The sequence below is a fragment of the Pseudomonas sp. RW409 genome, from assembly GCF_003184125.1.
Taxonomy (GTDB): Bacteria; Pseudomonadota; Gammaproteobacteria; order Pseudomonadales; family Pseudomonadaceae; genus Aquipseudomonas; species Aquipseudomonas chlororaphis_I.
The window spans coordinates 54089-80459 of sequence record NZ_QHHP01000004.1; the positions used below are offsets into that span (position 1 = coordinate 54089).

Annotated in this window: 24 protein-coding genes; 5 read left to right on the forward strand and 19 right to left on the reverse strand. The window is 62.1% G+C overall.

The features are described 5' to 3' along the window. From DK261_RS02790 to DK261_RS02825, 8 genes are all read right to left on the reverse strand, one after another. Positions 1-586, reverse strand: a 586-nt coding sequence (locus DK261_RS02790) for an ABC transporter permease subunit (protein WP_218278166.1), incomplete at its 3' end; no start/stop codon positions are given. After that, a complete protein-coding gene (locus tag DK261_RS02795) occupies positions 583-1464 on the reverse strand; it encodes an ABC transporter permease subunit (RefSeq protein ID WP_172833407.1) in 882 nt (293 codons plus the stop codon). The genes DK261_RS02795 and DK261_RS02790, both read right to left, overlap by 4 nt. A 35-nt stretch (positions 1465-1499) precedes the next feature. After that, positions 1500-2642, reverse strand: a complete 1143-nt coding sequence (locus tag DK261_RS02800; RefSeq protein ID WP_007928322.1) for an ABC transporter ATP-binding protein — start codon at positions 2640-2642, stop codon at positions 1500-1502. A gap of 71 nt (positions 2643-2713) precedes the next feature. Next, on the reverse strand, positions 2714-3808 hold the full coding sequence (locus tag DK261_RS02805) for a polyamine ABC transporter substrate-binding protein (RefSeq protein WP_009051375.1): 1095 nt from the start codon (positions 3806-3808) through the stop codon (positions 2714-2716). Positions 3809-3994: 186 nt separating this feature from the next. Then, complete coding sequence (locus DK261_RS02810; RefSeq protein ID WP_016705051.1) at positions 3995-5089, reverse strand: polyamine ABC transporter substrate-binding protein; 1095 nt, start codon at positions 5087-5089, stop codon at positions 3995-3997. Positions 5090-5274: 185 nt separating this feature from the next. Beyond that, positions 5275-6639, reverse strand: a complete 1365-nt coding sequence (locus DK261_RS02815; RefSeq protein ID WP_016705050.1) for an aspartate aminotransferase family protein — start codon at positions 6637-6639, stop codon at positions 5275-5277. Between the two features lie 57 nt (positions 6640-6696). After that, positions 6697-8055, reverse strand: a complete 1359-nt coding sequence (locus tag DK261_RS02820; protein ID WP_009051378.1) for a glutamine synthetase family protein — start codon at positions 8053-8055, stop codon at positions 6697-6699. 30 nt (positions 8056-8085) lie between these two features. Continuing rightward, entirely contained in the window at positions 8086-8883 is a 798-nt protein-coding gene (locus tag DK261_RS02825; RefSeq protein ID WP_016705049.1) for a gamma-glutamyl-gamma-aminobutyrate hydrolase family protein, read from the reverse strand. A gap of 268 nt (positions 8884-9151) precedes the next feature. Between DK261_RS02825 and DK261_RS02830 the strand changes: the two genes are divergently transcribed. Next, a complete protein-coding gene (locus tag DK261_RS02830) occupies positions 9152-10528 on the forward strand; it encodes a glutamine synthetase family protein (protein ID WP_009051380.1) in 1377 nt (458 codons plus the stop codon). A 211-nt stretch (positions 10529-10739) separates the two neighbouring features. Then, positions 10740-11384 carry a TetR/AcrR family transcriptional regulator gene (locus DK261_RS02835; RefSeq protein WP_103330872.1) on the forward strand — a complete coding sequence of 215 codons (645 nt, stop codon included), beginning with the start codon at positions 10740-10742 and terminating at the stop codon, positions 11382-11384. Positions 11385-11547: 163 nt separating this feature from the next. On the opposite strand, the gene DK261_RS02840 is transcribed toward DK261_RS02835, so the two are convergent. The 10 genes from DK261_RS02840 to argE all read right to left on the reverse strand — a co-directional run bounded on the left by DK261_RS02840 (position 11548) and on the right by argE (position 21936). Further along, positions 11548-11763: a molybdopterin-binding protein gene (locus DK261_RS02840; protein ID WP_007928303.1), complete on the reverse strand. Its 216-nt coding sequence runs from the start codon at positions 11761-11763 to the stop codon at positions 11548-11550. Between the two features lie 106 nt (positions 11764-11869). Further along, the gene (ssuB, locus tag DK261_RS02845) at positions 11870-12676 is read right to left on the reverse strand and encodes an aliphatic sulfonates ABC transporter ATP-binding protein (protein ID WP_009051382.1); all 807 of its coding nucleotides are present in this window, start codon (positions 12674-12676) and stop codon (positions 11870-11872) included. Then, positions 12673-13461 carry an aliphatic sulfonate ABC transporter permease SsuC gene (gene ssuC / locus DK261_RS02850; protein WP_063433340.1) on the reverse strand — a complete coding sequence of 263 codons (789 nt, stop codon included), beginning with the start codon at positions 13459-13461 and terminating at the stop codon, positions 12673-12675. Before ssuC ends, ssuB begins: the two co-directional genes overlap by 4 nt. A 9-nt stretch (positions 13462-13470) precedes the next feature. Continuing rightward, entirely contained in the window at positions 13471-14619 is a 1149-nt protein-coding gene (ssuD, locus tag DK261_RS02855; protein WP_009051384.1) for an FMNH2-dependent alkanesulfonate monooxygenase, read from the reverse strand. 25 nt (positions 14620-14644) lie between these two features. Next, a complete protein-coding gene (locus DK261_RS02860) occupies positions 14645-15613 on the reverse strand; it encodes a sulfonate ABC transporter substrate-binding protein (RefSeq protein WP_110175266.1) in 969 nt (322 codons plus the stop codon). 89 nt (positions 15614-15702) lie between these two features. Beyond that, positions 15703-16296: an NADPH-dependent FMN reductase gene (gene ssuE / locus DK261_RS02865; RefSeq protein WP_007928287.1), complete on the reverse strand. Its 594-nt coding sequence runs from the start codon at positions 16294-16296 to the stop codon at positions 15703-15705. 254 nt (positions 16297-16550) lie between these two features. Then, positions 16551-17189 carry a peroxiredoxin gene (locus tag DK261_RS02870; RefSeq protein WP_009051386.1) on the reverse strand — a complete coding sequence of 213 codons (639 nt, stop codon included), beginning with the start codon at positions 17187-17189 and terminating at the stop codon, positions 16551-16553. A 272-nt stretch (positions 17190-17461) separates the two neighbouring features. Continuing rightward, a complete protein-coding gene (locus tag DK261_RS02875) occupies positions 17462-18835 on the reverse strand; it encodes an OprD family porin (RefSeq protein WP_025807108.1) in 1374 nt (457 codons plus the stop codon). A gap of 508 nt (positions 18836-19343) precedes the next feature. After that, entirely contained in the window at positions 19344-20642 is a 1299-nt protein-coding gene (argA, locus tag DK261_RS02880; protein ID WP_009051388.1) for an amino-acid N-acetyltransferase, read from the reverse strand. Positions 20643-20787: 145 nt separating this feature from the next. Beyond that, positions 20788-21936, reverse strand: coding sequence for an acetylornithine deacetylase (gene argE, locus DK261_RS02885; protein WP_028683694.1), 1149 nt, complete (start codon positions 21934-21936; stop codon positions 20788-20790). A 158-nt stretch (positions 21937-22094) separates the two neighbouring features. On the opposite strand from argE, the gene DK261_RS02890 reads away from it, so the two are divergent. Further along, a complete protein-coding gene (locus DK261_RS02890) occupies positions 22095-23462 on the forward strand; it encodes an inorganic triphosphatase (RefSeq protein WP_009051390.1) in 1368 nt (455 codons plus the stop codon). A gap of 84 nt (positions 23463-23546) precedes the next feature. On the opposite strand, the gene DK261_RS02895 is transcribed toward DK261_RS02890, so the two are convergent. Beyond that, complete coding sequence (locus DK261_RS02895; RefSeq protein ID WP_007928270.1) at positions 23547-24017, reverse strand: Lrp/AsnC family transcriptional regulator; 471 nt, start codon at positions 24015-24017, stop codon at positions 23547-23549. A gap of 124 nt (positions 24018-24141) precedes the next feature. Between DK261_RS02895 and DK261_RS02900 the strand changes: the two genes are divergently transcribed. Together DK261_RS02900 and DK261_RS02905 are read left to right on the forward strand one after the other, a co-directional pair. Then, the gene (locus DK261_RS02900) at positions 24142-24462 is read left to right on the forward strand and encodes a hypothetical protein (RefSeq protein WP_009051391.1); all 321 of its coding nucleotides are present in this window, start codon (positions 24142-24144) and stop codon (positions 24460-24462) included. A gap of 126 nt (positions 24463-24588) precedes the next feature. Continuing rightward, positions 24589-26367 carry a GspE/PulE family protein gene (locus DK261_RS02905; protein ID WP_028683693.1) on the forward strand — a complete coding sequence of 593 codons (1779 nt, stop codon included), beginning with the start codon at positions 24589-24591 and terminating at the stop codon, positions 26365-26367. The last annotated feature ends 4 nt before the right edge of the window (positions 26368-26371 follow it).

Genomic DNA, 26371 nt, shown 5'->3' on the forward strand with positions numbered 1-26371 from the left:
CGCCCGCCGCCAACGAGGGCGCGATCATCGGGATGGTGATCAGGAAGAACACCTTCCACGGCCGTGCCCCCAGGTCCATGGCCGCCTCTTCAATGGACAGGTCCAGCTCACGCAGGCGCGCCGACACCACCACCGCCACATAGGCCGCGCAGAACGTGGTGTGGGCGATCCAGATGGTGACGATGCCACGCTCCTGCGGCCAGCCGATCATCTGCGCCATGGCCACGAACAGCAGCAACAGCGACAGGCCGGTGATCACTTCCGGCATCACCAGCGGCGCGGTGACCAGGCCGCCGAACAGCGTGCGGCCCTTGAAGTGAGTGATACGGGTCAGCACGAAGGCCGCCAGGGTGCCCAGGGCCACCGCGGCAATCGCGGTGTAACAGGCGATCTCCAGGGAGCGCACCACCGAGCCCATCAACTGCGAGTTGTCCAGCAGGCCGACGTACCACTTCACCGACCAGCCGCCCCAGACCGTCACCAGCTTGGAGGCGTTGAACGAGTAGATCACCAGGATCAGCATCGGCAGGTAGATGAATACCAGCCCCACCACCAGCATCAGGTTCGAGAAACTGAAGCGCTTCATTCCTTGCCCTCCATTTCTTTGGCCTGACTGCGGTTGAAGAGGATGATCGGCACAATCAGGATCGCCAGCATCACCACTGCCAGGGCCGAGGCCACCGGCCAGTCACGGTTGTTGAAGAACTCTTGCCAGAGCACTTTACCGATCATCAGGGTTTCCGGACCGCCGAGCAGTTCCGGGATCACGAACTCGCCCACCACCGGGATGAACACCAGCATGCAGCCGGCGATGATGCCGTTCTTCGACAGCGGCACGGTGATTTTCCAGAAGCTGTTGAAGGTGCTCGAACCCAGGTCCGAGGCGGCTTCCAGCAGGCTGGTATCGTGCTTCACCAGGTTGGCGTAGAGCGGCAGGATCATGAACGGCAGGTACGAATAGACCACGCCGATGTACACCGCCAGGTTGGTGTTGAGGATCTGCAGCGGCTCGTCGATCAAGCCCATGCCCATCAGGAAGCCGTTGAGCAGGCCGTTGTTGCTGAGGATGCCCATCCAGGCGTAGACGCGGATCAGGATCGCGGTCCAGGTCGGCATCATGATCAGCAGCACCAGCACGGTCTGCAGCTCTTTGCGGGCGCTGGCGATGGCATAGGCCATCGGGTAGCCGATCAGCAGGCACAGCAGGGTGCTGAAGAAGGCCATCTTCAGCGAGCCGAGGTAGGCGGCGATGTACAGTTCGTCGTCGCCGAGCATCGCGTAGTTGCCCAGGTTGAGCAGCACCTGCAGCTTCTGGTCGATGAAGCTGTAGATCTCGGTGTACGGTGGAATGGCCACGTCCGCTTCGGCGAAGCTGATCTTCAGGACGATGAAGAACGGCAGCATGAAGAACAGGAACAGCCAGAGGAACGGGACTCCGATGACCATCTGGCGGCCACCGGGAATTATTCGATTGAGGCGGCGCTTGAGCTTTCGCATGTTCATGAGCGCAGTACCACGCCGCTGTCGTCTTCCCACCAGACGTACACCTGGTCGCCCCAGGTCGGCCGCGCGCCGCGACGCTCGGCGTTGGCCACGAACGACTGCACCAGCTTGCCGCTCGGCAGCTCGACGTAGAACACCGAGTGCCCGCCCAGGTAAGCGATGTCGTGCACCTTGCCGCTCGACCAGTTGTATTCGCAGGTCGGCATGTCCGGGGTCACCAGGAGTTTTTCCGGGCGGATGGCGTAGGTCACCGACTTGTCCTGCACCGAGGTGCTGATGCCGTGGCCCACGTAGATGTTGCGATCCAGGTCCTTGCAGGTGATGGTCGCGTGGCCTTCGGCGTCGTCGATCACTTCACCTTCGAAGATGTTGACGTTGCCGATGAATTCGCAGACCAGGCGGCTGGTCGGGGTTTCGTAGATGTCGATCGGGCTGCCGATCTGGGCGATCCAGCCCAGGTGCATGATCGCAATACGCTCGGCCATGGTCATGGCCTCTTCCTGGTCGTGGGTCACCATCACGCAGGTCACGCCGACGCGCTCGATGATCTCCACCAGCTCCAGTTGCATCTGCGAGCGCAGCTTTTTATCCAGCGCGCCCATCGGCTCGTCGAGCAGCAGCAGTTTCGGCCGCTTGGCCAGGGAACGGGCCAGGGCCACGCGCTGGCGCTGGCCGCCAGAGAGCTGATGCGGCTTGCGCTTGGCGTACTGGCTCATCTGCACCAGCTTGAGCATCTCGGCCACGCGGGCATCGATCTCGGCCTTGGGAATCTTGTCCTGCTGCAGGCCGAAGGCGATGTTCTGCGCCACGGTCATGTGCGGGAACAAGGCGTAGGACTGGAACATCATGTTGATCGGCCGCTCGTAGGGCGGCATGTCGGTGATGTCCACACCGTCCAGGTAGATGCGTCCCTCCGTGGGCCGTTCGAACCCCGCGAGCATGCGCAGCAAGGTGGACTTACCCGAGCCAGAACCGCCGAGCAGGGCGAAGATCTCGCCTTTCTTGATTTCCAGGGACACGTCGTCCACGGCAATCGTCTCGTCGAACTTCTTCGTGACCCGGTCGATCTTGACCAACACCTGCTTCGGTGTCTGGTCGCCCTCGAGGGCTTTCTTGTAGGCGCCGGAGGCAACTGCCATTTACGAAACTCCCAACAGAATTTGCAGTTCGCCCCATGCGGGCGAACTCTGGATAGTTTGAGCGATTGACGCTATTTGCCCGACTTGACCTTGGTCCAGCTGCGGGTCATGAGTCGTTGGATCTTGGGCGGCAACTCTGAGTTGACATACAGCTTGTCGACAATTTCCTGCGCCGGGTAAACCGCTTCGTCCTTGCGCACCGACTGGTCCATCAGCTCACCCGCCTTGGGGTTCGGGTTGGCGTAGCCGACGGAGTCGCTGACCTGGGCAATCACCTCAGGCTTGAGCAGGTAATTGATGAAGGCATGGGCCTGCTTGACGTTACCGGCGTCCTTGGGAATGGCCAGCATGTCGAACCAGAGGTTGCCGCCTTCCTTGGGGATCACATAGGCGATCTCGATGCCCTTGCCGGCTTCGGCGGCGCGCGCCTTGGCCTGGAACACATCGCCGGAGAAGCCCGCGGCCACGCAGATTTCGCCATTGGCCAGGTCGGAGATGTATTTCGAGGAGTTGAAGTAGGTCACGTAAGGCCGCACCGCCAGCAACTTGGCTTCGGCCTTCTTGTAGTCGTCGGGGTTCTGGCTGTTGGGGTCCAGGCCCATGTAGTTGAGTACCGCCGGGAGCATTTCATCGGCGGAGTCGAGGAAGGCGACGCCGCAGCTCGACAGTTTCTTGATGTTTTCCGGTTCGAACAGCATGGCCCAGGAGTCGATCTTGTCCACGCCCAGCGCGGCCTTGACCTTCTCGACGTTGTAGCCGATGCCGTTGGTGCCCCACAGGTAAGGCACGGCGTACTGGTTGCCCGGGTCGTTCTTCTCCAGGCGCTTGAGCAGCACCGGGTCGAGGTTCGAATAGTTGGGCAACTGCGCCTTGTCGAGCTTCTGGAACGCCCCGGCCTTGATCTGCTTGCCCAGGAAGTGGTTGGACGGCACGACCACGTCATAGCCGGTACGACCGGCGAGCAACTTGCCTTCCAGGGTTTCGTTGGAGTCGAACACGTCGTACAGCGGCTTGATGCCGGTGGCCTTTTCGAAGTCCGCCAATGTGCTCTGACCGATATAGTCAGACCAGTTATAAATATGCACGGTTGGCGCGGCATAGGCGCTGACGGCCAGCGTCAGCCCGGCGCCCACCAGCATGGCTTTGCGAAATAAAGAAATAGGCAAGTGGAGGTCCTCTAAACAATTGGGCCTGAGTTGCCCGCACTACATGACAGCCAAGAGCTGCCCAGCAACAAAACCGGCGCGCAACTTACCTTCGATAAACCGATCCAGCAAAACTTTCTGTCATTTAATTGCACCGCTGACCGCCCTCGCGGGGACGACGGCCAGCGGTTGCTGCCTCAAACCGGCTTATTTGCCGGATTTGATCTTGGTCCAGCTGCGGGTCAGCTCACGCTGGGTAGCGGCCGGCAGATCGGCGATCGCATACAGCTTGGCCTGCACGTCGGCTGGCGGGTAGATGCCTGGATCGCTGGTGATGTCTTTTTCCACCAGTGCCGTTGCGGCGGCGTTGCCGTTCGGGAAACGCACGGCGTTGGTGATGCTGGCCATGACTTCAGGCTTCTGCAGGAAGGTCATGAACTTGTAGGCGCCCTCGACGTTTTCCGCATCCTTGGGGATAGCGACCATGTCGTAGAAGGTGCCGGCGCCTTCTTTCGGAATGGCGTAGCTGACTTTCACCTTGTCGCCGGCTTCGGCGGCACGGGACTTGGCCTGCTGCACGTCACCCGAATAGCCGACCGCTACGCAGATGTTGCCGTTGGCCAGGTCCGAGATGTACTTGGAGGAGTGGAAATAGGTGATCGAAGGACGAATCTTGAGGAACAGCTCTTCGGCTTTCTTGATGTCGTCTTTCTTCTGGCTGTCGGTCGGCAGGCCCAGGTAATGCAGGGCGACCGGGATCATTTCGGTTGGCGAGTCGAGGAAGCTCACGCCGCAGCCCTTGAGCTTGGCAATGTTCTCGGGCTTGAGCAGGGTGTCCCAGGAATCGATCTTGTCGACGCCCAGCGCAGCCTTGACCTTCTCCGGGTTGTAACCGATGCCGATGGAACCCCACATGTATGGGAAAGCGTGCTTGTTGCCCGGGTCACTGACCGAAACTGCCTTGAGCAGATCCTGGTTCAGGTTTTTCCAGTTGGGCAACTTGGAGACATCCAGCTCCTGATAGACACCGGCCTTGATCTGCTTGGCCAGGAAGTTGTTCGACGGCACGACCACGTCGTAACCGGACTTGCCTGCCAGCAGTTTGGCTTCCAGGGTTTCGTTGCTGTCGAAAACGTCGTAGACCACCTTGATCCCGGACTCTTTCTCGAAGTTCGCGATGGTGTCGGGTGCGATGTAGTCGGACCAGTTGTAAACGTGCAGCACCTTGTCGTCTGCCTGGGCCACTGCCGCCATCGCGCCCATCAGGGACATGGCGAGGAGGGTCTTGCCAGCTTTCTTCATACCTATTGCCTTCATGCGTCATGCTCCAATTATTCTTTTTAACCTTGTGTTCAGCGACCGGTTGCCAGGCAACTAAAAACAGGCGGTAGTCTGGCAAGTTCCAAGGCGGGCTTTCAACAAAAGACCCAGCCTTTATGGCCGCCCCGAGCGAAGTACCACGGGGTACTTCGCTCAGAGCCTAGCACTTAGCCCTGCAACGCACTCAAGGTCAGGTCCAGGCACTTGCGGGCCTTGCTCACCAGCTCATCGATCTCCTCCTTGGTGATCACCAGGGGCGGAGCAATGATCATGGTGTCGCCCACGGCGCGCATGATCAGGCCGTTGTCGAAGCAGAACTGCCGGCAGATCATGCCGACGCCTTTTCCGACATACCGCGCACGGGTGGCCTTGTCCTGAACCAACTCGATGGCGCCCAACAGGCCGACTCCGCGAACCTCACCCACCAGCGGGTGATCGTTCAGTTCCCGCAGACGTTTCTGCAAATAAGGTGCCGTTTCTGCCTTGACGCGCTCGATAATTTTCTCGTCGCGCATGATGCGGATGTTTTCCAGGGCCACGGCGGCGGCCACCGGGTGCCCGGAATAGGTGAAACCGTGGTTGAAATCGCCGCCCTCGTTGAGCACCGCCACCACTTCGTCGCGCACGATCAGGCCACCCATGGGGATGTAGCCGGAGGTCAGGCCCTTGGCGATGGTCATCATGTCCGGCTTGAGGTCGTAGAAATCGCTACCGAACCACTCACCGGTACGCCCGAACCCACAGATCACCTCGTCGGCGACGAACAGGATGTCGTACTTGGCAAGGATCTCCTTGATCCGCGGCCAGTAGCTTTCCGGCGGCACGATCACGCCGCCCGCGCCCTGGATCGGCTCGGCAATGAAGGCACCGACGTTGTCGACGCCGAGTTCGAGAATCTTCTCTTCCAGCTGGTTGGCCGCCCAGATCCCGAACTCGTCCGGGGTCATGTCGCCGCCTTCGCCGAACCAGTAAGGCTGCGGGATATGCACGATGCCCGGGATCGGCAAGTCGCCCTGTTCGTGCATATAGGTCATGCCGCCCAGGCTCGCGCCGGCCACGGTGGAACCGTGATAGCCGTTGACCCGGCTGATGATGGTTTTCTTCTTCGGCTGGCCCTTGATCGCCCAGTAATGGCGAACCATGCGCAGCATGGTGTCGTTGCCTTCGGAGCCGGAACCGGTGAAGAACACATGGTTCATGCCCTGCGGGGCAACATCGGAGATGGCCTTGGCCAGTTCCAGCGCCGGCGGGTGAGCGGTCTGGAAGAACAGGTTGTAGTACGGCAGCTCGCGCATCTGCTTGCTGGCGGCTTCGGCCAGTTCTTCGCGGCCGTAACCGATAGCCACGCACCACAGCCCGGCCATGCCGTCGAGGATCTTGTTGCCCTCGCTGTCCCAGAGGTAAACGCCCTCGGCATTGGTGATGATCCGCGGCCCCTTCTCCTTCAACTGCTTGAAGTCGCTGAAGGGTGCCAGGTGGTGCTCGCTGCTGAGGGTTTGCCACTCACGGGTTTGCGGGTTGTTGCTGGTCATTGGAACTCTCCTGATTTTCCGGTGAGGGCGCCGCCGGTGACGGCGGCGCCCCGCGCATCAGACGGCGAAGAGCAGGAACTCCCGCTCCCACGAACTGATGACGCGCTTGAAGTTTTCATGCTCGGCCCGCTTGACCGCGACGTAGCCAGTGATGAATTTCTTGCCCAGGTATTTCTCGATGGTCTTGCTGTTTTCCATGCGCTCCAGAGCGTCCTCGATGGTCAACGGCAGGCGCAGGTTGCGGCGCTCGTAACCGCGGCCGACCACCGGTGCGCTCGGGTTGTGGCCTTCGACCATGCCGATGAAACCGCACAGCAGGCTGGCGGCGATGGCCAGGTAAGGGTTGGCGTCGGCGCCCGGCAGGCGGTTTTCCACCCGACGGTTCTGCGGCCCGGCATCCGGCACACGCAGGCCCACGGTGCGGTTCTCTTCGCCCCACTCCACGTTCACCGGTGCCGAGGTGTCCGGCAGGAAGCGGCGGAACGAGTTGACGTTGGGCGCGAACAGCGGCAGCAGCTCGGGGATGAACTTCTGCAGGCCGCCGATGTGGTTGAGGAACAGCTGGCTCATGGTCCCGTCGTCATTGGAGAAGACGTTCTTGCCAGTCTCGATGTCGATGATGCTCTGGTGCAGGTGCATGGCGCTGCCCGGCTCGCCGGTCATCGGCTTGGCCATGAAGGTGGCGGCCACCTCGTGCTTGAGCGCGGCTTCGCGCATGGTGCGCTTGAACACCAGGATCTGGTCGGCCAGGGACAGAGCGTCGCCGTGACGGAAGTTGATTTCCATCTGCGCCGTGCCGTCTTCGTGGATCAGCGTGTCGAGGTCCAGTTCCTGCAGTTCGCACCAGTCGTAGACGTCCTCGAACAACGGGTCGAATTCGTTGGCCGCTTCAATGGAGAACGACTGGCGACCGGTTTCCGGGCGACCGGAACGGCCGACCGGTGGCTGCAACGGGTAGTCCGGGTCGTCGCTGCGCTTGGTCAGGTAGAACTCCATCTCCGGCGCCACGATCGGCTGCCAGCCGTGGTCGGCGTAGAGTTTCAGGACCTTCTTGAGCACGTTGCGCGGCGACAGCTCGATCGGGTTGCCCTGCTTGTCGTAGGTGTCGTGGATCACCTGGGCGGTCGGTTCGATGGCCCAGGGCACGAGGAATACCGCGTTCTGATCCGGGCGGCAGACCATGTCGATGTCGGCCGGGTCCAGCAGTTCGTAATAGATGTCGTCTTCGACATAGTCGCCGGTCACCGTCTGCAACAGCACGCTCTCGGGCAGGCGCATGCCTTTTTCGGCGATGAACTTGTTGGTTGGCGAGATCTTGCCCCGGGTGATCCCGGTCAGGTCGCCAATCATGCATTCGACTTCTGTGATCTTGTGGTCTTTCAACCAATCGGTGAGCTGGTCGAGGTTGTTACTCATAAATGCCTCTAGGCGTGAGTTTCCTGGCTCTTATAAGCCAGGTTTTTGTGACGCATTGGCGTCGCGTTGCATTACCCGCTTGCGACAGGCATCGCCAAATGCCTGGAAGATGGCGAGGTAGTGAGGGTTAGAGCTTACCTGCCATTCAGGGTGCCATTGCACCCCCAAAGCAAAAGCCTTGCCTCCCTCGATCGGCGCGCCCTCGACGGAGAAGGCTTCGATCAAGCCGTCGGGTGCCAGGGCCTCTATCTTCAGGCCCGGCGCCAGACGTTCAACGCCTTGGCCATGAATCGAATTGACTTCAATCTGCGCCGGCAGGCCGAGGCCGGCCAGCACCCCGCCCGGCTGCACATGCAGCGCATGGGCGGGGCCGTATTGCACTTCCACCGGCTGGCTCTCGTCCTCACGGTGGTCCATGAACGGGCCGGCTTCGTGGACCCGCTGGTGCAGGCTGCCGCCGAAGGCCACGTTCATTTCCTGGAAGCCGCGGCAGATCCCCAGTACCGGAACCCCGGCCGCCACTGCGGCGCGGATCAGCGGCAGGGTGCTGGCATCACGGGCAGGATCGTGCGCGGTTCCCGGCGCGCTGGCGGGACCTCTATAGTGAAAAGGCTCGATATTGGAGGGTGAACCGGTAAAGAGGATGCCATCCAGACCGTCCAGAATATCGGACGGGCTTAGAATATCGGCCAGGGACGGGAGGATCATGGGCACGCCCTTGGCTGCTACTGCCACTGCGCGGACGTACTTGTCGCCACTGATGTGATAAGCATGCAGACCGATCTGCCTGGAGCAGGCGGTGACGCCGATTAACGGCAGGCGAGACATGAAACACCCCGGTATTATTGCTGTTATGGGTTTAAATCGAGCTTAGCCTTGTTCATTTTTTTACACAACACCCCCGTAAAAAATACAACACGGCCCGCTCAAGGCCGCGGCGGCCAAGCCCTCCGAAGCCAGAAAAGCGCCCCAAAAATGCCCCGCAGGCGCTTTTTTAGGGCAAAAAAGGCCTCGCTTGACTTCGGCATGCCGTTCGGGTTGACTGAAACCTGAAAAGATCAATGATTGATATTTTTAACAACAAAGGTGTTGCATCATGTCGGTACCCCCGCGTGCCGTTCAGCTTAACGAAGCGAACGCGTTCCTTAAGGAACATCCTGAGGTTCTGTACGTTGACCTTCTGATTGCGGATATGAATGGTGTGGTGCGCGGCAAGCGCATCGAACGCACCAGCCTCCACAAGGTTTACGAGAAAGGCATCAACCTGCCGGCCTCTTTATTTGCTCTGGATATCAATGGCTCGACGGTGGAAAGCACCGGCCTGGGCCTGGACATCGGCGACGCCGATCGAATCTGCTATCCAATCCCCGATACCCTGTGCAATGAACCCTGGCAGAAGCGCCCCACCGCGCAACTGCTGATGACCATGCACGAACTCGAAGGCGACCCTTTCTTCGCCGACCCGCGCGAAGTGCTGCGTCAAGTCGTGGCCAAGTTCGACGAGCTGGGCCTGACCATCTGCGCCGCGTTTGAACTGGAGTTCTACCTGATCGACCAGGAGAACGTGAATGGCCGGCCACAGCCGCCACGCTCGCCGATCTCCGGCAAGCGCCCGCATTCGACCCAGGTGTACCTGATCGACGACCTCGACGAATACGTCGACTGCCTGCAGGACATTCTCGAAGGCGCGAAAGAACAAGGCATCCCGGCCGACGCCATCGTCAAGGAAAGTGCTCCGGCGCAGTTCGAAGTGAACCTGCACCACGTCGCCGACCCGATCAAGGCCTGCGACTATGCGGTACTGCTCAAACGTCTGATCAAGAACATCGCCTACGACCATGAGATGGACACCACCTTCATGGCCAAGCCTTACCCAGGCCAGGCGGGTAATGGTCTGCACGTCCACATTTCGGTCCTGGACAAGGACGGCAAGAATATTTTTGCCAGCGAGGATCCCGAGCAGAACGCCGCACTGCGTCACGCGATCGGCGGTGTGCTCGAGACCCTACCGGCGCAGATGGCTTTCCTCTGCCCGAACGTCAACTCCTACCGTCGTTTCGGTGCGCAGTTCTATGTGCCGAACTCGCCGAGCTGGGGCCTGGACAACCGCACCGTCGCCCTGCGCGTACCGACCGGCTCCGCCGACGCGGTCCGCCTGGAGCACCGTGTGGCCGGCGCCGATGCCAACCCGTACCTGCTGATGGCTTCGGTCCTGGCGGGCGTGCACCACGGCCTGGTCAACAAGATCGAACCGGGCGCGCCAACCGAAGGCAACTCCTACGAGCAGAACGAGCAAAGCCTGCCGAACAACCTGCGCGACGCACTGCGCGAGCTGGACGACAGCGAAGTCATGGCCAAGTACATCGACCCGAAATACATCGATATCTTCGTGGCCTGTAAGGAAAGCGAGCTGGAGGAGTTCGAGCACTCGATCTCCGACCTCGAGTACAACTGGTACCTGCACACCGTGTAAGCGGCTGTAGCCCAGAAAAACGCCACCGGCCGAAGGGCCCGTGGCGTTTTTTATGGCCGCCTTGCGGCGGATCGCGGGCAAGCCTCGCTCCTACAGGTTCGAGGTGTATGCCATTTCCATCTTGTAGGAGCGAGGCTTGCCCGCGAAGGCGTCCTGGCAGACAACACCCGACACGCCTCGTACAATGCCCGCTGCCCCGCAGGAGACTCCAATGACACGCGTAGCCACCCCCCGCAAACCCCGCGCACGCAGCCAGGCCCGGATCGACTCGATACTCGATGCCGCCCGCACCCTGCTTGCCGCCGAGGGCGTGGCCAGCCTGTCGATCTACAGCGTGGCCGAGCGCGCGGAGATCCCGCCCTCCTCGGTCTATCACTTCTTCGCCAGCGTTCCCGCCCTGCTTGAAGCCCTGACTGCCGACGTCCACGCCGCGTTCCGCGCCTGCCTGCAAGAGCCTATCGACCACGCGACCCTGAGCAGCTGGCACGACCTGTCGCGGCTGGTCGAACAGCGCATGCTCGCCATCTACAGCGCCGACGCTGCGGCTCGCCAGTTGATCCTGGCCCAGCATGGCCTCACCGAGGTCACCCAGGCCGACCGCCAGCACGACATCGAACTGGGCGACCTGATGCACAAGCTGTTCGACCAGCACTTCCAGTTGCCGGCGCTGCCCGCGGATGTGGATGTGTTCGCCCTGGCCATGGAACTGGGCGACCGCGTCTATGCGCGCTCGGTCCAGCAGCACGGGCAGATCACCGAGCGCATGGCCGAGGAAGGCATGCGGGTATTCGATGCCTACCTGGGGCTGTACCTGCCGCCCTACCTGCCCAAGCGCGAGATAGCACGGTCGGGCTGATGCCCTATCGCGAGCAAGCTCGCTCCTACAAAGGTTCGCGCCGTTCTTGTAGGAGCGAGCTTGCTCGCGATAGCGGCCTTGCTCCTTCCGCACCGCTCAAGCCCTGCCCCACAAAAAAGCCCCGAAGGGCTCACGCCGTCCGGGGCCGGTTGTCGTGCATCGATCACAACTTGGCGATCGACACCTCGGTGGATTTCACGAACGCGATCACTTCGCTGCCGATTGCCAGTTCCAGCTCCCGCACCGAACGGGTGGTAATCACCGACGTGACGATGCCGGAGGCGGTCTGCACGTCGATTTCCGAGAGCACGTCGCCTTCGACGATTTCCTTGATGGTGCCTTTGAACTGGTTGCGAACGTTGATGGCCTTGATAGTCATGGTATTTCTCCTGAGGTCGAAATAAGCCACAAGCTTCAAGCGATAAGCTGCAAGCAAAAGCGCTCGGCTCTTTCTTGCCGCTTGCAGCTGGAAACTTGCTGCTGCTTTAAAGCGCCCAGCGCAATTGCGTGGGCAAGGGTGAAACGGGTTCCGGCTCGGGTGGCGACCCGGGCAGCGACAACACGCGGTTGAGTACTTCGGCTTCCAGCGCTGCCAGCCGATGGGAGCCACGCACCCGTGGGCGCGGCAGCTCCACCAGCAGATCGAGACCGACCTCGCCTTCTTCGATCAGGATCACCCGGTCGGCCACCGCCACCGCTTCGCTGACATCGTGGGTCACCAGCAGGACGGTGAAGCCATGCTGCTGCCACAGGCGCTCGATCAGTTGCTGCATCTCGATCCGGGTCAGGGCATCCAGCGCGCCCAGGGGCTCGTCCAGCAACAACAGGCGTGGCTGGTGAATCAGCGCCCGAGCCAGGGCCACGCGCTGCTTCTGGCCGCCGGACAAGGCGGCCGGCCACTCATTGGCGCGATCGGCCAGGCCCACCGCCTCCAGGGCTTCCAGGGCCTGGGGGCGCCAGTCGCCCTTGAGGCCCAGGCCGACGTTGTCGATGACCTTCTTCCAGGGCAGCAGGCGCGCCTCCTGGAACATCAAGCGGGTGTCCTCGATGGCCTGGCTCAGCGGCGCGGCACCGGCCAGCAGTTCGCCGCCGGTGGGTTTGTCGAGGCCGGCCAGCAAGCGCAGCAAGGTGCTCTTGCCGCAGCCGCTACGGCCAACCACCGCGACGAATTGCCCGGCCGGAATATGCAGGTCGATCTCGCGCAGCACCTGGCGCGAACCGAAGGTCTTTTGCAGCTTGCGCACCACCAGCGGAATACCGCGCAGCAGGCGTGGAGGTTGTTGAGCCGTCATTGCGCACCTCCCTTGGCCACTTGATAGGCCGGATGCCAACGCAGCCAGGCACGTTCCAGACCGCGTGCGGCGAGGTCCGCCAGTTTGCCGAGCACGGCGTACATGACGATGGCCAGCACCACCACATCGGTCTGCAGGAATTCCCGGGCGTTCATCGCCAGATAACCGATGCCGGAGCTGGCGGAGATGGTTTCCGCGACGATCAGCGTCAGCCACATGAAGCCCAGGGCAAAACGCACGCCCACCAGGATCGAAGGCAAGGCGCCGGGCAGTATCACCTGACGGAACAGGCTGAAGCCGGACAGGCCATAACTGCGCGCCATTTCCACCAGCGCCGGGTCGACGTTGCGAATGCCGTGGTAGGTGTTCAGGTAGATCGGGAACAGGGTGCCCAGGGCCACCAGGAAAATCTTCGCCGACTCATCGATGCCGAACCACAGGATCACCAGAGGAATCAGCGCCAGGTGCGGTACGTTGCGGATCATCTGCACCGAGCTGTCGAGCAGGCGTTCGCCCCACTTCGACAGACCGGTGATGAAACCCAGGGCCAGGCCGATGCTGCCGCCGATCAGGAAGCCGATTGCCGCGCGCCAGCCGCTGATAGCCAGGTGGGTCCAGATTTCGCCGCTGCGCACCAGGCCGACCCCGGCTTCGATCACCGCGCTGGGTGCCGGCAGGATTCGCGTCGACAGCCAGCCGGCCGAGACCGACAATTGCCACACCGCTAGCAACAGCAGCGGCAGGGCCCAGGGTGCCAGGCGATGGAACAAGGATTGTCTGTTCATGGCCACGCCTCAGCTCTGGGACGCAGCTTTGGGAATGATGTCGTTGGCGACCATTTCGCCGAACGGGCTGACGTACCCGGCGCCCTTGGGCAGCTCGGGACGTTCGATATCCAGATGCGGGAACAGCAGCTCGGCCACCCGGTACGACTCTTCCAGGTGGGGGTAACCGGAGAAGATAAAGGTGTCGATACCCAGGTCCGCGTACTCCTTCATCCGCGCCGCCACGGTCGGGCCATCGCCGACCAGCGCGGTGCCCGCGCCCCCCCGTACCAGGCCGACGCCGGCCCAGAGGTTGGGGCTGACTTCCAGTTTGTCGCGGCGCCCGCCGTGCAGCGCCGCCATGCGCTGCTGGCCGACCGAGTCGAAGCGCGCCAGGGAAGCCTGGGCCCGGGCGATGGTGTCGTCGTCCAGATGGGAGATCAGGCGTTCGGCTGCTTGCCAGGCCTCGGCGTTGGTTTCACGCACGATCACATGCAGGCGAATGCCGAAGCGCACACTGCGCCCCTGCTTGGCGGCCTTGGCCCGGACCTGCTCGATTTTCTCGGCCACCGCGGCCGGCGGTTCGCCCCAGGTCAGGACCATGTCCACCTGTTCGGCGGCCAGGTCCTGCGCGGCTTCCGAGGAGCCGCCGAAGTACAGCGGCGGACGCGGCTGCTGGATCGGCGGATAGAGCAGCTTGGCGCCCTTCACGCTGATGTGCTGGCCATCGTAGTCGACGGTTTCGCCTTCCAGCACCCGACGCCAGATACGGGTGAATTCCACCGAAGCCTGGTAGCGCTCTTCATGGCTGAGGAACAGTCCGTCGCCGGCCAGTTCGTCCGGATCGCCACCGGTCACCAGGTTGAACAGCGCCCGGCCGCCGGACAGGCGATCCAGGGTTGCCGCCTGGCGTGCCGCCACCGTCGGGGAAATGATCCCGGGGCGCAGGGCGACCAGGAACTTCAGGCGCTGGGTCACCGGGATCAGCGAGGCCGCCACCAGCCAGGAGTCCTCGCAGGAACGCCCGGTGGGGATCAGCACGCCGCCGAAACCGAGGCGGTCGGCCGCCTGGGCGATCTGCTGCAGGTAACCGTGGTCGACGGCGCGAGCGCCTTCGGCGGTGCCAAGGTAATGGCCGTCGCCGTGGGTAGGCAGGAACCAGAAAATATTGAGGCTCATGGAGTTGTCTCCTAAGGGGATCGAGTTACGGCGCTTTGGCAACGGCGGCTGGAGGCGTCCAGATCACGTCTTTGATGTTCAGGGGCTTGGGAATCAGCTTGAGCTGATGGAAGCTGTCGGCGATTTTCTGCTGGGCCGCCACCACGTCCGGGGTCAGGAAGTTCGCGCCATAACCCTGGCGTTTCACCGAGGTCAGGGTGATGTCCGCCGGCAGGCCGAGCAGTGGCGCCACCTGCTGGGTCACCTCGTCCGGGTTGGCCTTGGACCATTCGCCCACCGCGCGCACTTCCTCCACCAGGGCCTTGATCACCTCGGGGTGTTGTTGCGCGTAGGGTTTGGTCGCCAGGTAGAACTGGTGGTTGTCGACGATGCCGCTGCCGTCACGCAGGGTGCGGGCTTGCAGCTGCTTCTCGGCCGCCGCCTGATAGGGGTCCCAGATCACCCAGGCATCGACGCTGCCACGCTCGAAGGCGGCGCGAGCATCGGCGGGCGGCAGGAATACGGTCTGGATGTCGCTGTACTTGAGGCCGGCGTCTTCCAGGGCGCGGACCAGCAGGTAGTGCACGTTGGAGCCCTTGTTGAGGACCACCTTCTTGCCCTTGAGCTCCGCCACCGACTTGATCGGCGAATCCTTGGGCACCAGGATCACTTCGCTGGTCGGCGCCGGTGGCTCGTAGGCCACGTACAACAGGTCGGCACCGGCGGCCTGGGCGAATACGGGCGGGGTCTCGCCGGTGACGCCGAAGTCGATGGAGCCGACGTTCAGCCCTTCCAGCAGCTGCGGACCGCCGGGGAACTCGGTCCATTGCACCTGCACGCCCTGCTCCGCCAGGCGCTTCTCCAGCGAGCCCTTGGCCTTGAGCAGCACCAGGGTGCCGTATTTCTGATAGCCGATACGCAGGGTCTCGGCCGCTTGGGCTTGAACGATGGCGCCGAAGGACACAGCCGCAGCAAACAGAGCGACCAGACCACGACGCAAAATCACAGGGCGCATGGCGCTCTCCTTTTTGCTGTTGGGTTTTGGCTGCACCTGCTAGGCCGTTGGCGGCGAAGTAAGGCCAGTACTTCAGATTCGGGTAGGACTCAAATGCTCCAGCGAGCACTCAACAAACGATCATTCAACAGATTCGGGTCCAGCGGCTTGGGACGCCGCGCCATGGCGCTGTGGAACTGTTCCAGGGCTTCGCGCAGGCGCTGCTCCAGGGCCGGCGCCAGCTGCGCCTGGGCACTGCCTTCGCCGTAGGCGATCTGGCTGTCCTCGGCGAAGATACCCTGGAGCATCTCCTGGGCCTTGAGGGCCGACAGCACCGGCTTGAGCGCGTAGTCCACCGCCAGCATGTGGGCGATGCTGCCGCCCGTGGCCATCGGCAGCACCACCTTGTGGTTCAGGGCGCGTTCCGGCAGCAGGTCGAGCACGGTTTTCAGCGCACCGGAAAACGATGCCTTGTAGACCGGCGTGGCGATCAGCAAGCCGTCGGCCTGTTCGATCTGTTGCAACAGGTCGATCACCATCGGGCTGTCGAAGCGCGCGTGGAGCAGATCCTCGGCCGGGAAATCCCGGACCTGATAGTCGACCACTTCCACACCTTGTTGCTGCAACCAGCGTTTGGCGTGTTCCAGCAGCACCCCGGAGCGGGAGCGTTGGCTGGGACTGCCACCGAGTGAGACGACCAGCATGCAGAGGTTTCCTTTAGCGGTAATGGGCGATTCGCGGTTTGCGATCTCGCTGAGCTGAGCAGACCTTAACAGTCTATTTATATATCCATAAATCTTATTTTTTCATTTGTTTATTCCTTAAATGAATATAAGAAAAGCCATTCTCCAGGCAAAAAAATAGGCCGTCGAAACGGCCTTAAAACCCCTGCTTTGTGGAAGCGGTACATGACCCGCAGGCGGCGGCAATGCCGGCTCGCGCCTGCGGGCCCACGGTGTCAGCGATTCGGTTGCGGCGTCAGGCGCAGGTAGGGTTTGACCGCGCGATAACCTTTGGGGAAGCGTTTCTTGATTTCCTCTTCGTCCTTGAGCGACGGCACGATCACCACTTCATCACCGTCCTGCCAGTTGGCCGGGGTGGCCACCTTGTAGTTGTCGGTGAGCTGCAGCGAGTCGATCACCCGCAGGATCTCGTGGAAATTGCGCCCGGTACTGGCCGGATAAGTGATGGTCAGGCGCACCTTCTTGTTCGGGTCGATGACGAACAGCGAACGCACGGTCAGGGTGTCGTTGGCATTCGGGTGGATCAGGTCGTACAGGTCCGAGACCTTGCGGTCGGCGTCGGCCAGGATCGGGAAGTTGACGAGGGTGTTCTGGGTTTCGTTGATGTCCTCGATCCACTTGTGGTGCGAGTCCACCGGGTCCACCGACAGGGCAATGGCTTTCACGCCGCGCTCGGCGAACTGGTCCTTGAGCTTGGCGGTGAACCCCAGCTCGGTAGTGCACACCGGGGTGAAGTCCGCCGGGTGGGAAAACAGCACGCCCCAACTATCGCCGAGCCACTCGTGGAAACGAATCTTGCCGGCACTGGAATCCTGTTCGAAGTCGGGGGCGATGTCGCCAAGTCTGAGGCTCATGTTGCTGCTCCTGTGAGTGCGTTATGAGCCCTACTGTGCCTGCGCCTGGGAATATTTAAAAAGAATAAATATCGATTTATTTAGACTATAAATGAATATTAAAAATCTCTTCACTGGATTCGCGCGCGCCCAGGGCACACCATCTTCGACAAGGTTCGAGAAGGCCTTGAGTAGCTGTAAAGAGGGGTTTCAGGGAGGACCTGCGGGGGTGGGTCCGACCTGGATGACAACACCTCGCCCGGCATTGCGCCGGGCGAGGTTTTAACGTCGGATTACAACAGCGGGATCGAGTAGCTGACGATCAGGCGGTTTTCGTCCTGCGAGCGCTGGCCCGGAATATCGTTACGCCACATGGCGTTTTTCCAGGTCAGGCCCAGGTTCTTCAGCGGACCTTCCGGAATCACGTAGGCCACGGTCAGGTCCCGTTCCCACTCGCTGGCGTTGGTCGCCGAAACGGTACGCTGAGGGAGAACGGAACCCTCTTTGCCGGAAGTGTCGATGTTATCGCCACGCAGATAGATCACACCGGCGGTCAGGCCAGGCACGCCTACCTTGGCGAAATCGTAGGAGTAGCGAGCTTGCCAGGTACGTTCGCCAGCACGGGCGAACTTGGCGATCTGCATGTCGGTAGTCAGGTAAGCCGACGAACCGTCACCCTGGTTCAGCCAAGGGAAGTCGCTGTCACCGTTACTCACCTGGTAGCCGCCACCGAAGGTATGGCCGGCAACCGAGTACAGGAACAGGCCGCTGATCAGGTTGTTATCAACCTTGCCCTTGGTGATGCCAGTGCCGTAGTCACCGGTGGTGTAGTAGGCCGAGTCGTGGCCGTTGGCACCGTCGTCACGGCTGTTGAAGTAACGCAGGTCAGACTTCAATACGCCCGGGCCGATAGCCCAGTTGTGCAGCAGGCCAACGAAGTGCTGCTTGTAGAAGTCTTTCAGGTTGCCGTAGTAGTACTGAGCGGTCAGATCTTTAGTGATCTTGTAGTCACCACCACCGTAGATGAACTTGTTGCTGTCACGACCAGCAGCGGTGTGAGCGTTGGCGCCCGCAATCGACAGCTCTTCGTTGTTGCTGGAGTTACGCCCCTTGGCATGCTCGATCTGACCACCCACCAGTGTCAGGTCCTTGATGTCGTTCGAGGTGATCTGACCGCCCTGGAAGGTTTGCGGCAGCATACGACCATCGTTGGTCACGATAACCGGCAGTTTTGGCTGCAGGGTGCCGAGCTTCAGTTCGGTCTGGGAGATCTTGGCTTTGGCGGTCAGGCCCAGGCTGGAGTAGTTATCGACCGCTTTGCCGTTGGACTCGCTTGGGAAAACAGTGCCGCCATAAGAGGTAGCAGTGGCGCCGTTGGTGCCGCCGCCCGAATCCAGCTTGATGCCCAGCAAGCCGATTGCATCCAGACCGAAACCGACGGTGCCTTCGGTGTAGCCGGAAGTGAAGTTGAGCTGGAAGCCCTGGCCCCACTCTTCCCACTTGTTCTGTGCGCCGGACGCCTTGGTGTCGGCATCGCGGTTGTCAGTATTGATGTAGAAGTTACGCAGACCCAGAGTGGCCTTGCTGTCTTCGATGAAACCGGCGGCGCCTGCCTGCTGCGCCATAACCCCAACGGCCACAGCCAGGGCCAAGGTGGACTTGTTCATGTTTCGCTCCTCTCGTTTCTAATTCTTGTGTACTCAGGCCCAGGGTCTGCTGCCCCGGGTCCATCGGTGGGCGATTAGCGCCAGACCGTGACTCATAAGTCAATCGTAACCAACTGTGTCTACGACCAAGGTCTAATCGCGATGATTGGGTCCTTGCAGGGTAATGAATTTCTCATAAACCCAAAAAGAATTATTTCATTCTTTTTCATACCGTTCGGGAATATCGACAGGTACGTTCGTTTGAGCCGTGGCCCAAGGTATCGGCGTCCTGTTTAATTCCTGAATGGTATTTCCCCGCTGATCTTTAGATCGATCAGTTAAAACATAAGCCAGATACGTCAACCAGTATCGAAAAGGCGACGCAATAATGGCTAGGCGCCGATGGTCCCGTCAATTTGTTACAGTTTTTGTATCGCACGCATTTATTTTTCTGAAACATAAATCAGGCTCGGCAGACGCAACGAAAAACCCGCCCCTGTCAAGAGCGGGTTGCCGAACGGGATGAAGCTCAGAGGGCTTTTTCGAAGATCTTCGAGTTGCGCTGGTAGTTGTACAGCGAGGCCCGCGCGGAAGGCAGACGCTCGACGCTGCTAGGGGCAAAACCGCGCTCACGGAACCAGTGAGCGGTACGGGTGGTGAGGACAAACAGGGTTTTCAGGCCCTGGGCCCGGGCCCGGGTTTCGATCCTTTCCAACAGTTCGTCGCCACGACCGCCGTGGCGGTATTCCGGGTTCACCGCCAGGCAGGCCAGCTCCCCGGCGTCGGAGTCGGCGATCTGGTAGAGCGCGGCACAGGCAATGATCATCCCCTCGCGCTCGACCACGCTGAACTGCTCGATCTCACGCTCGAGCACCTCGCGGGAACGCCGCACCAGAATGCCCTGCTCCTCCAGCGGACTGATCAGATCCAGCAACCCGCCGACGTCCTCGATGGCCGCCTCGCGGACCAGTTCGAACTGCTCCTGGGCCACCAGCGTACCGCCACCGTCACGGGTGAACAGTTCGGTCAGCAGCGCGCCGTCTTCGGCGTAACTGACGATATGGCTGCGCCCTACGCCACCCCGGCAAGCCTCGGCCGCGGCATCCAGCAGCTCCGCCTGATAGTTGCTGCCCAGGCGCTGCAAATGCGCCGGCACCTGTTGCGGACGCAGTTCGCGCACCAGATTGCCGCTTTCATCCAACAGGCCACGCTCGGCGCCGAACAGCAGCAGCTTGTCGGCAGCCAGGTCGATGGCCGCGCGGGTGGCGACGTCTTCGCAGGCGAGGTTGAAGATTTCCCCGGTCGGCGAGTAGCCCAAGGGCGACAGCAGGACGATCGAGCGCTCGTCCAGCAGGCGGTTGATGCCCTTGCGGTCGACCCGGCGCACTTCGCCGGTGTGGTGATAGTCGACACCCTCGAGCACGCCGATCGGCCGGGCGGTCACCAGGTTGCCGCTGGCGACCCGCAACCGCGAGCCCTGCATGGGCGAGGACGCCATGTCCATGGACAGCCGCGCTTCGATAGCGATGCGCAACTGGCCGACGGCGTCGATCACGCATTCCAGGGTCGCCGCATCGGTGATGCGCATGCCGTGGTGGTAATGCGGGGTCAGGCCGCGCGCAGCCAGGCGGGCTTCGATCTGTGGACGCGAGCCGTGTACCAGCACCAGGCGCACGCCCATGCTGTGCAGCAGCACCAGGTCATGGACGATGTTGCCGAAGTTCGGATGTTCTACGCCGTCGCCGGGCAGCATGACCACGAAGGTGCAGTCGCGGTGGGCATTGATATAAGGCGAAGCGTGACGAAGCCAATTGACGTATTCGGGCATAACCTGAGCCTGTAAATAAGAAGCAGCCTATAAAAGGACGAAACGGGAAAACGCACAGCGGGCTGGTGGTTATCGTCGGAACAGGCTTGGCGACACGCTCGCTCTCCTTGAGGTACGGGCTTGGCCGTCGGTGATTTAGTAGAAATCAGGCCGGCGTCAGGCAGTAATGATTAATCAGTTCACGTAGTAGATGCACGGTAGGCTGCAAGCGTGACATTTCGAGGTATTCCCCCGGCTGGTGAGCACAGGCGATGTCGCCCGGGCCCAGCACCACTGTCTCGCAGCCAAGGCGCTGAAGATAAGGCGCTTCGGTGCCGAACGCTACTGCTTCGGCGCGATGACCGGTCAGGCGCTCGGCCACCCGCACCAGTTCGCAGTCTTCGGCCTGCTCGAAGGCCGGTGCTTCGGGGAACAGCGGCGCGTAGTCGATCTTCACCTGGTGCCGCTCGGCCACGGGCACCAGCTTCTGCCGGATGGCCGCGCGCAGCGCCTGCGGGTCCATGCCCGGCAGCGGCCGCAGGTCGAATTCCAGCGAGCATTGGCCGCAGATGCGGTTCGGGTTGTCGCCACCGTGGATACACCCAAGATTCAGGGTCGGCTGCGGCACGCTGAACTGCGGGTTGCGGAATTCGCGCTGCCACGCCAGGCGCAGGCCGCGCAGTTCGCCGATGGCATCGTGCATGGCTTCCAGGGCGCTATGGCCCAGGCTCGGGTCGGAAGAATGGCCGCTGCGCCCGAGAATATCGATGCGCTCCATCATCACCCCTTTGTGCATGCGGATCGGCCGCAGCCCGGTCGGCTCACCGATCACCGCGGCGCGCCCCAATGGCCGGCCGGCTTCGGCCAGGGCGCGGGCGCCGGCCATGGAGCTTTCCTCATCACAGGTGGCGAGGATCAGCAGAGGTTGCTTGAAGGGCTGCTCCAGCAGCGGCCGGACCGCCTCGATGACCAGGGCGAAAAAACCTTTCATGTCGCAACTGCCCAGGCCGACCCAGCGCCCGTCGACCTCGGTGAGCTTCAGCGGGTCGGTCTGCCATAGCGCGCCGTCGTAGGGCACGGTGTCGCTGTGCCCGGCCAGCACCAGGCCGCCGGGGCCGCTGCCGAAACTGGCGAGCAGGTTGAATTTGCCAGGGCTGACCTGCTGGATATCGCAGGCAAAACCCAGGTCGCCGAGCCAGCTCGCCAGCAAATCGATGACCGCACGATTGGACTGATCCAGCGCCGGCTGGGTACAGCTGACCGAAGGTGTGGCAATCAGCGCAGCGAACTGCTCTTTCATGGACGGCAATGGCATGCGCTGGCTCCCGGGTTCCAAGATGAAGTCCATCATAGAGCCATCCTGCGACAGGAATAAACCGCCACGGCACCTCGGCGCGGCGAGTCCTGTACACTGCACGACCTTGGCAGCCACACATTCCCCCGGCTGCGCTCCCGATCCTGGATTTTCCGGCCATGCAGAAAGAAACCGAAATCAAACTCCGCGTCAGCCGCGAAACCCTCGCCGCCCTGCGTGAGCACCCGCTCCTGAAAAAACGCAACAAAAGTGGCTGGGAACACCGCGAACTGATGAACCAGTACTTCGACACGCCCGAGCGCGACCTGGCCCGCGCCAAGGTCGCCCTGCGCCTGCGCCGCGACGGCGAAGAAGTGATCCAGACCCTCAAGACCCGCGGCCAGAGCGTCGCCGGCCTGTCGGAACGCAACGAGTACGACTGGCACCTGGCCAAAGCCAAGCTCGACCTGAAGAAACTCGACGGCGAATGCTGGCCCGAGCAACTGGCCGAGCTGGACAAGAAAACCCTCAAGCCGATCTTCACCACCGACTTCGTCCGCGAACGCGCGGAAATCGCCTGGGGCCGCGGCAAGGCCAAGGTGGTGATCGAGGCCGCCCTGGACCTGGGCCACGTGATCGCCGGCAAGCAGAAGGAAGAGATCTGCGAGCTGGAACTGGAACTGCGCGAAGGCGAACCGGCCGCCCTGCTGGAACTGGCCGCCGAGCTGGCCGCCACCCTGCCGCTGATGCCCTGCGACATCAGCAAGGCCGAGCGCGGCTACCGCCTGTTCGACGCCAACAGCTACTCCCTGAGCCTGCCCGCCCCGGAACTGAGTGCGGAAACGCCGCTGGACGACGCCTTCGCGGCGCTGACCTGGCACCTGCTGGGCAGCAGCCAGCGCCTGGCCGAGCAATATCGCTTCAACGGTCACTGGCGTTTGCTGCAGGACTGGGTCGAGAACCTGGCAGAACTGCGCGCCCTGGTCAGCAGCCTGGGCCAGGCCGCACCGCGCCAGGCGACCGCCGAGTTGCGTGCTTCGCTGGACGGCCTGCTGGAAGACTGGCGCCCGCTGGTGCAAGCCGGCCTGGACGACGAAGACGTGCGCAAGGCCGCGCCCGAGCAGTTCATCGAAGAGCTGCAGGACGTGCGCTGGGGCCTGTTCTCGCTGAACACCTCGCGCTGGTTGCTGGCCCGCAGCTGGACCGCCGAGCGCAATACCCGTGGCAACCGCCAGGGTGCGGCGCAACTGGGCAGCTGGTTACCGCGCCTGCTGGCCGACGAAGCCAGCTCCCTGCAACTGCCGCGCTACCAGCAACAGCCGGAAGACCTGGCCGAGCAGCTGCCACGTATCGAACGCATCCAGTCCTGGCTGCATCACGCACGCAACGTGCTGGAAATCCCGGAGCTGGACCGTCTGTACGGCGAGTTGAACAAGCTGGCGCAACTGGCCAACGAGCCGATCACCGACGAAGCCCTGGATGCCCGCAAGCAACAGGCGATCACGGTGTTCCAGAACCGCGCGTGGAAGACCTTGCTGCGCATGTGACAGCCTCATCGCGAGCAAGCTCGCTCCTACAAGACCGGCATAGTCCCTGTAGGAGCGAGCTTGCTCGCGATGGCTTCAACCGCATCAACGCAGAACGGGCAAACTCGTCGTGGACTTGATCTCCGACAGCGCCACGATCGAATTCACTTCCTGAATCCCCGGCACCATCGACAGTTTCTCGAAGAAGAAACGCTCGTACGCCTCGATGTCCGCCGTGACGATGCGCAACAGGAAATCCACCGCCCCCATCAGCACATAACACTCCAGCACTTCCGGAAAACCGCGGATCGCCTCGGTGAACTCGGTGAAGTTGGAACGGCCGTGGGCGTTGAGTTTGACCTCGGCGAAGATCTGCGTGTTGAGGCCGATCTTCTTGCGGTCGAGCAAGGTCACCTGGCCACGGATCACCCCCTCCTCCTTGAGCCGCTGGATCCTCCGCCAGCAAGGTGACTGGGACAGCCCTACCTGTTCGGCGATCTGCGCGCTGGACAGCGAAGCGTCTTCTTGCAGCAGCGCCAGGATGCGGCGGTCGTAGGCGTCCAGTTCGCTATGCATAGATATTCCTCAATAACCCATAAATACGAATCACATGATTCGATAGTTTCGAAAATCCCTTCATCTTAGATAAGAAATACCTGCAACCGAATGTAAAAATTTCTCCATTGATCCGGAGAATCCCATGCCCCCTCTCGAAGCCGTCAGTTCCCGCGCCGATGTGTGGAATGTCGCCAACACCCATTGCCGGGTGCATTACCAACTGGTCACCGACGCCGAGGCCGATGTGCTGTGCCGGGTGCTTAATCATTTCGCCCTGCAGTCCCTGCTGCCGCAGCAGGTCCAGGTGCAACAACAGGACGGTTCGCTGCTGATGGAAGTGCTGCTCGATGGCCTGAGCTGGCACCGCGCGCAAGTCATCGCGGAAAAACTGCGCAACCTGGTGAGCGTGTGTTCGGTACAGCTGCAGCTCGCCGAGCGCGAGCCGTTGCAGGCCGCCGGCTGAAGGCGCCGGGCAAAACCCTGCAACGCTTGGGCGACTGATGGTCGCCATCCCGGGACTATTCTTGGCATTCCGTGGTCAGAGGCGCATCTAACCCGCCCGCTGCCGGATTGTTCACAAGGAGCCCGCATGTCCGTTCCTCTCGTTACCCAGGACCGCTGGCTGGATCTCAACGATCTGCTGCGCGACCTGGTCGCCCAGGGTTTCATCAGCCAGGACTCGGCCGAACACGCCCTGACCACCCGCCGCAACGCCGCCAACAGTCAGCTGCATCCGCTGGAGTTTCTCGCCAGCCAGCACCTGGACGACCTCAGCCGGCCCGGCAGGCGCCTGGACCTGGAAAGCCTGACCCTGTGGCTGGCGCAACAGGCCGGCCAGCCATACCTGCGCATCGACCCGCTGAAAATCGACGTTGCCGCCGTCACCCCGCTGATGTCCTACGCCTTCGCCCAACGCCACAAGATCCTTGCGGTGTCGATCGACGCCGAGGCCGTCACGGTGGCCAGCGCCCAGCCTTATGTCAGCGCCTGGGAAGCCGACCTGACTCACGTGTTGAAGCTGCCGATCAAGCGGGTCGTAGCCAACCCGGTGGAAATCCAGCGCCTGACCGTGGAGTTCTTCCGCCTGGCCAAGTCGGTAACCGGCGCCAGCGCCGACCAGAAAAGCCACGCCCCGGGCAACTTCGAGCAACTGCTCAACCTCGGCGCCAGCGATCAGGAGCCCGACGCCAACGACGCGCACATCGTCAATATCGTCGACTGGCTGTTCCAGTACGCGTTCCAGCAGCGGGCCAGCGATATCCACATCGAGCCGCGCCGCGAACAAGGCACCGTGCGCTTTCGCATCGACGGGGTGCTGCACAACGTCTATCAGTTCCCGCCCCAGGTCACCATGGCGGTGGTCAGCCGCCTGAAAAGCCTGGGCCGGATGAACGTCGCGGAAAAACGCAAACCCCAGGACGGCCGGGTCAAGACCAAGACTCCGGAAGGCGGCGAAGTGGAGTTGCGCCTGTCGACCCTGCCTACGGCTTTCGGCGAGAAAATGGTCATGCGCATCTTCGACCCCGAGGTGCTGCTCAAGGATTTCGACCAGTTGGGTTTCTCCAGCGACGACCTGCGGCGCTGGCAGGAAATGACCCGCCAGCCCAACGGCATCATCCTGGTCACCGGCCCCACCGGTTCGGGCAAGACCACCACCCTGTACACCACCCTGAAGAAACTGGCGACGCCGGAGGTCAATCTCTGCACCATCGAGGACCCGATCGAGATGGTCGAGCCGGCGTTCAACCAGATGCAGGTCCAGCACAACATCGAGCTGACCTTCGCCAGCGGCGTGCGCGCACTGATGCGCCAGGACCCGGACATCATCATGATCGGCGAGATCCGCGACCTGGAAACCGCGGAGATGGCGATCCAGGCCGCCCTCACCGGCCACCTGGTGCTATCGACCCTGCACACCAACGATGCCCCCGGCGCCATCAGCCGCCTGCTGGAACTGGGCGTCGCCCCCTACCTGATCAAGGCCACGCTGCTCGGGGTCATGGCCCAGCGCCTGGTGCGCACCCTGTGCCCGCACTGCAAGACCCCGCTGACCCTGGACGAAGGCGACTGGCAAAACCTGACCCGGCCCTGGCAGGCGCCGCTGCCCAGCCATGCCCACGGCGCCACCGGCTGCCTGGAATGCCGCGATACCGGTTACCGGGGCCGCGCCGGGGTGTACGAAATCATGCAGTTGAGCGACAGCCTCAAGGCCCTGATCAGCGCCGACGCCGACCTGCTTGCCATACGCCGCCAGGCCTTTTTGGAAGGCATGCGCAGCCTGCGCCTGTCCGGAGCGCAGAAAGTCGCCGCCGGGCTGACCACCCTCGAGGAGATATTGCGGGTAACGCCACAAAGCGAGCAGCGATGAGCCG

Coding starts and splice junctions, on each gene's coding strand:
- DK261_RS02800 (WP_007928322.1), bottom strand. CDS start 2,642: ATGGCAGTTGCCTCCGGCGCCTACAAGAAAGCCCTCGAGGGCGACCAG.
- DK261_RS02810 (WP_016705051.1), bottom strand. CDS start 5,089: ATGAAGAAAGCTGGCAAGACCCTCCTCGCCATGTCCCTGATGGGCGCG.
- DK261_RS02815 (WP_016705050.1), bottom strand. CDS start 6,639: ATGACCAGCAACAACCCGCAAACCCGTGAGTGGCAAACCCTCAGCAGC.
- DK261_RS02820 (WP_009051378.1), bottom strand. CDS start 8,055: ATGAGTAACAACCTCGACCAGCTCACCGATTGGTTGAAAGACCACAAG.
- DK261_RS02825 (WP_016705049.1), bottom strand. CDS start 8,883: ATGTCTCGCCTGCCGTTAATCGGCGTCACCGCCTGCTCCAGGCAGATC.
- DK261_RS02830 (WP_009051380.1), top strand. CDS start 9,152: ATGTCGGTACCCCCGCGTGCCGTTCAGCTTAACGAAGCGAACGCGTTC.
- DK261_RS02835 (WP_103330872.1), top strand. CDS start 10,740: ATGACACGCGTAGCCACCCCCCGCAAACCCCGCGCACGCAGCCAGGCC.
- DK261_RS02840 (WP_007928303.1), bottom strand. CDS start 11,763: ATGACTATCAAGGCCATCAACGTTCGCAACCAGTTCAAAGGCACCATC.
- ssuB (WP_009051382.1), bottom strand. CDS start 12,676: ATGACGGCTCAACAACCTCCACGCCTGCTGCGCGGTATTCCGCTGGTG.
- ssuC (WP_063433340.1), bottom strand. CDS start 13,461: ATGAACAGACAATCCTTGTTCCATCGCCTGGCACCCTGGGCCCTGCCG.
- ssuD (WP_009051384.1), bottom strand. CDS start 14,619: ATGAGCCTCAATATTTTCTGGTTCCTGCCTACCCACGGCGACGGCCAT.
- DK261_RS02860 (WP_110175266.1), bottom strand. CDS start 15,613: ATGCGCCCTGTGATTTTGCGTCGTGGTCTGGTCGCTCTGTTTGCTGCG.
- ssuE (WP_007928287.1), bottom strand. CDS start 16,296: ATGCTGGTCGTCTCACTCGGTGGCAGTCCCAGCCAACGCTCCCGCTCC.
- DK261_RS02870 (WP_009051386.1), bottom strand. CDS start 17,189: ATGAGCCTCAGACTTGGCGACATCGCCCCCGACTTCGAACAGGATTCC.
- DK261_RS02875 (WP_025807108.1), bottom strand. CDS start 18,835: ATGAACAAGTCCACCTTGGCCCTGGCTGTGGCCGTTGGGGTTATGGCG.
- argA (WP_009051388.1), bottom strand. CDS start 20,642: ATGCCCGAATACGTCAATTGGCTTCGTCACGCTTCGCCTTATATCAAT.
- argE (WP_028683694.1), bottom strand. CDS start 21,936: ATGCCATTGCCGTCCATGAAAGAGCAGTTCGCTGCGCTGATTGCCACA.
- DK261_RS02890 (WP_009051390.1), top strand. CDS start 22,095: ATGCAGAAAGAAACCGAAATCAAACTCCGCGTCAGCCGCGAAACCCTC.
- DK261_RS02895 (WP_007928270.1), bottom strand. CDS start 24,017: ATGCATAGCGAACTGGACGCCTACGACCGCCGCATCCTGGCGCTGCTG.
- DK261_RS02900 (WP_009051391.1), top strand. CDS start 24,142: ATGCCCCCTCTCGAAGCCGTCAGTTCCCGCGCCGATGTGTGGAATGTC.
- DK261_RS02905 (WP_028683693.1), top strand. CDS start 24,589: ATGTCCGTTCCTCTCGTTACCCAGGACCGCTGGCTGGATCTCAACGAT.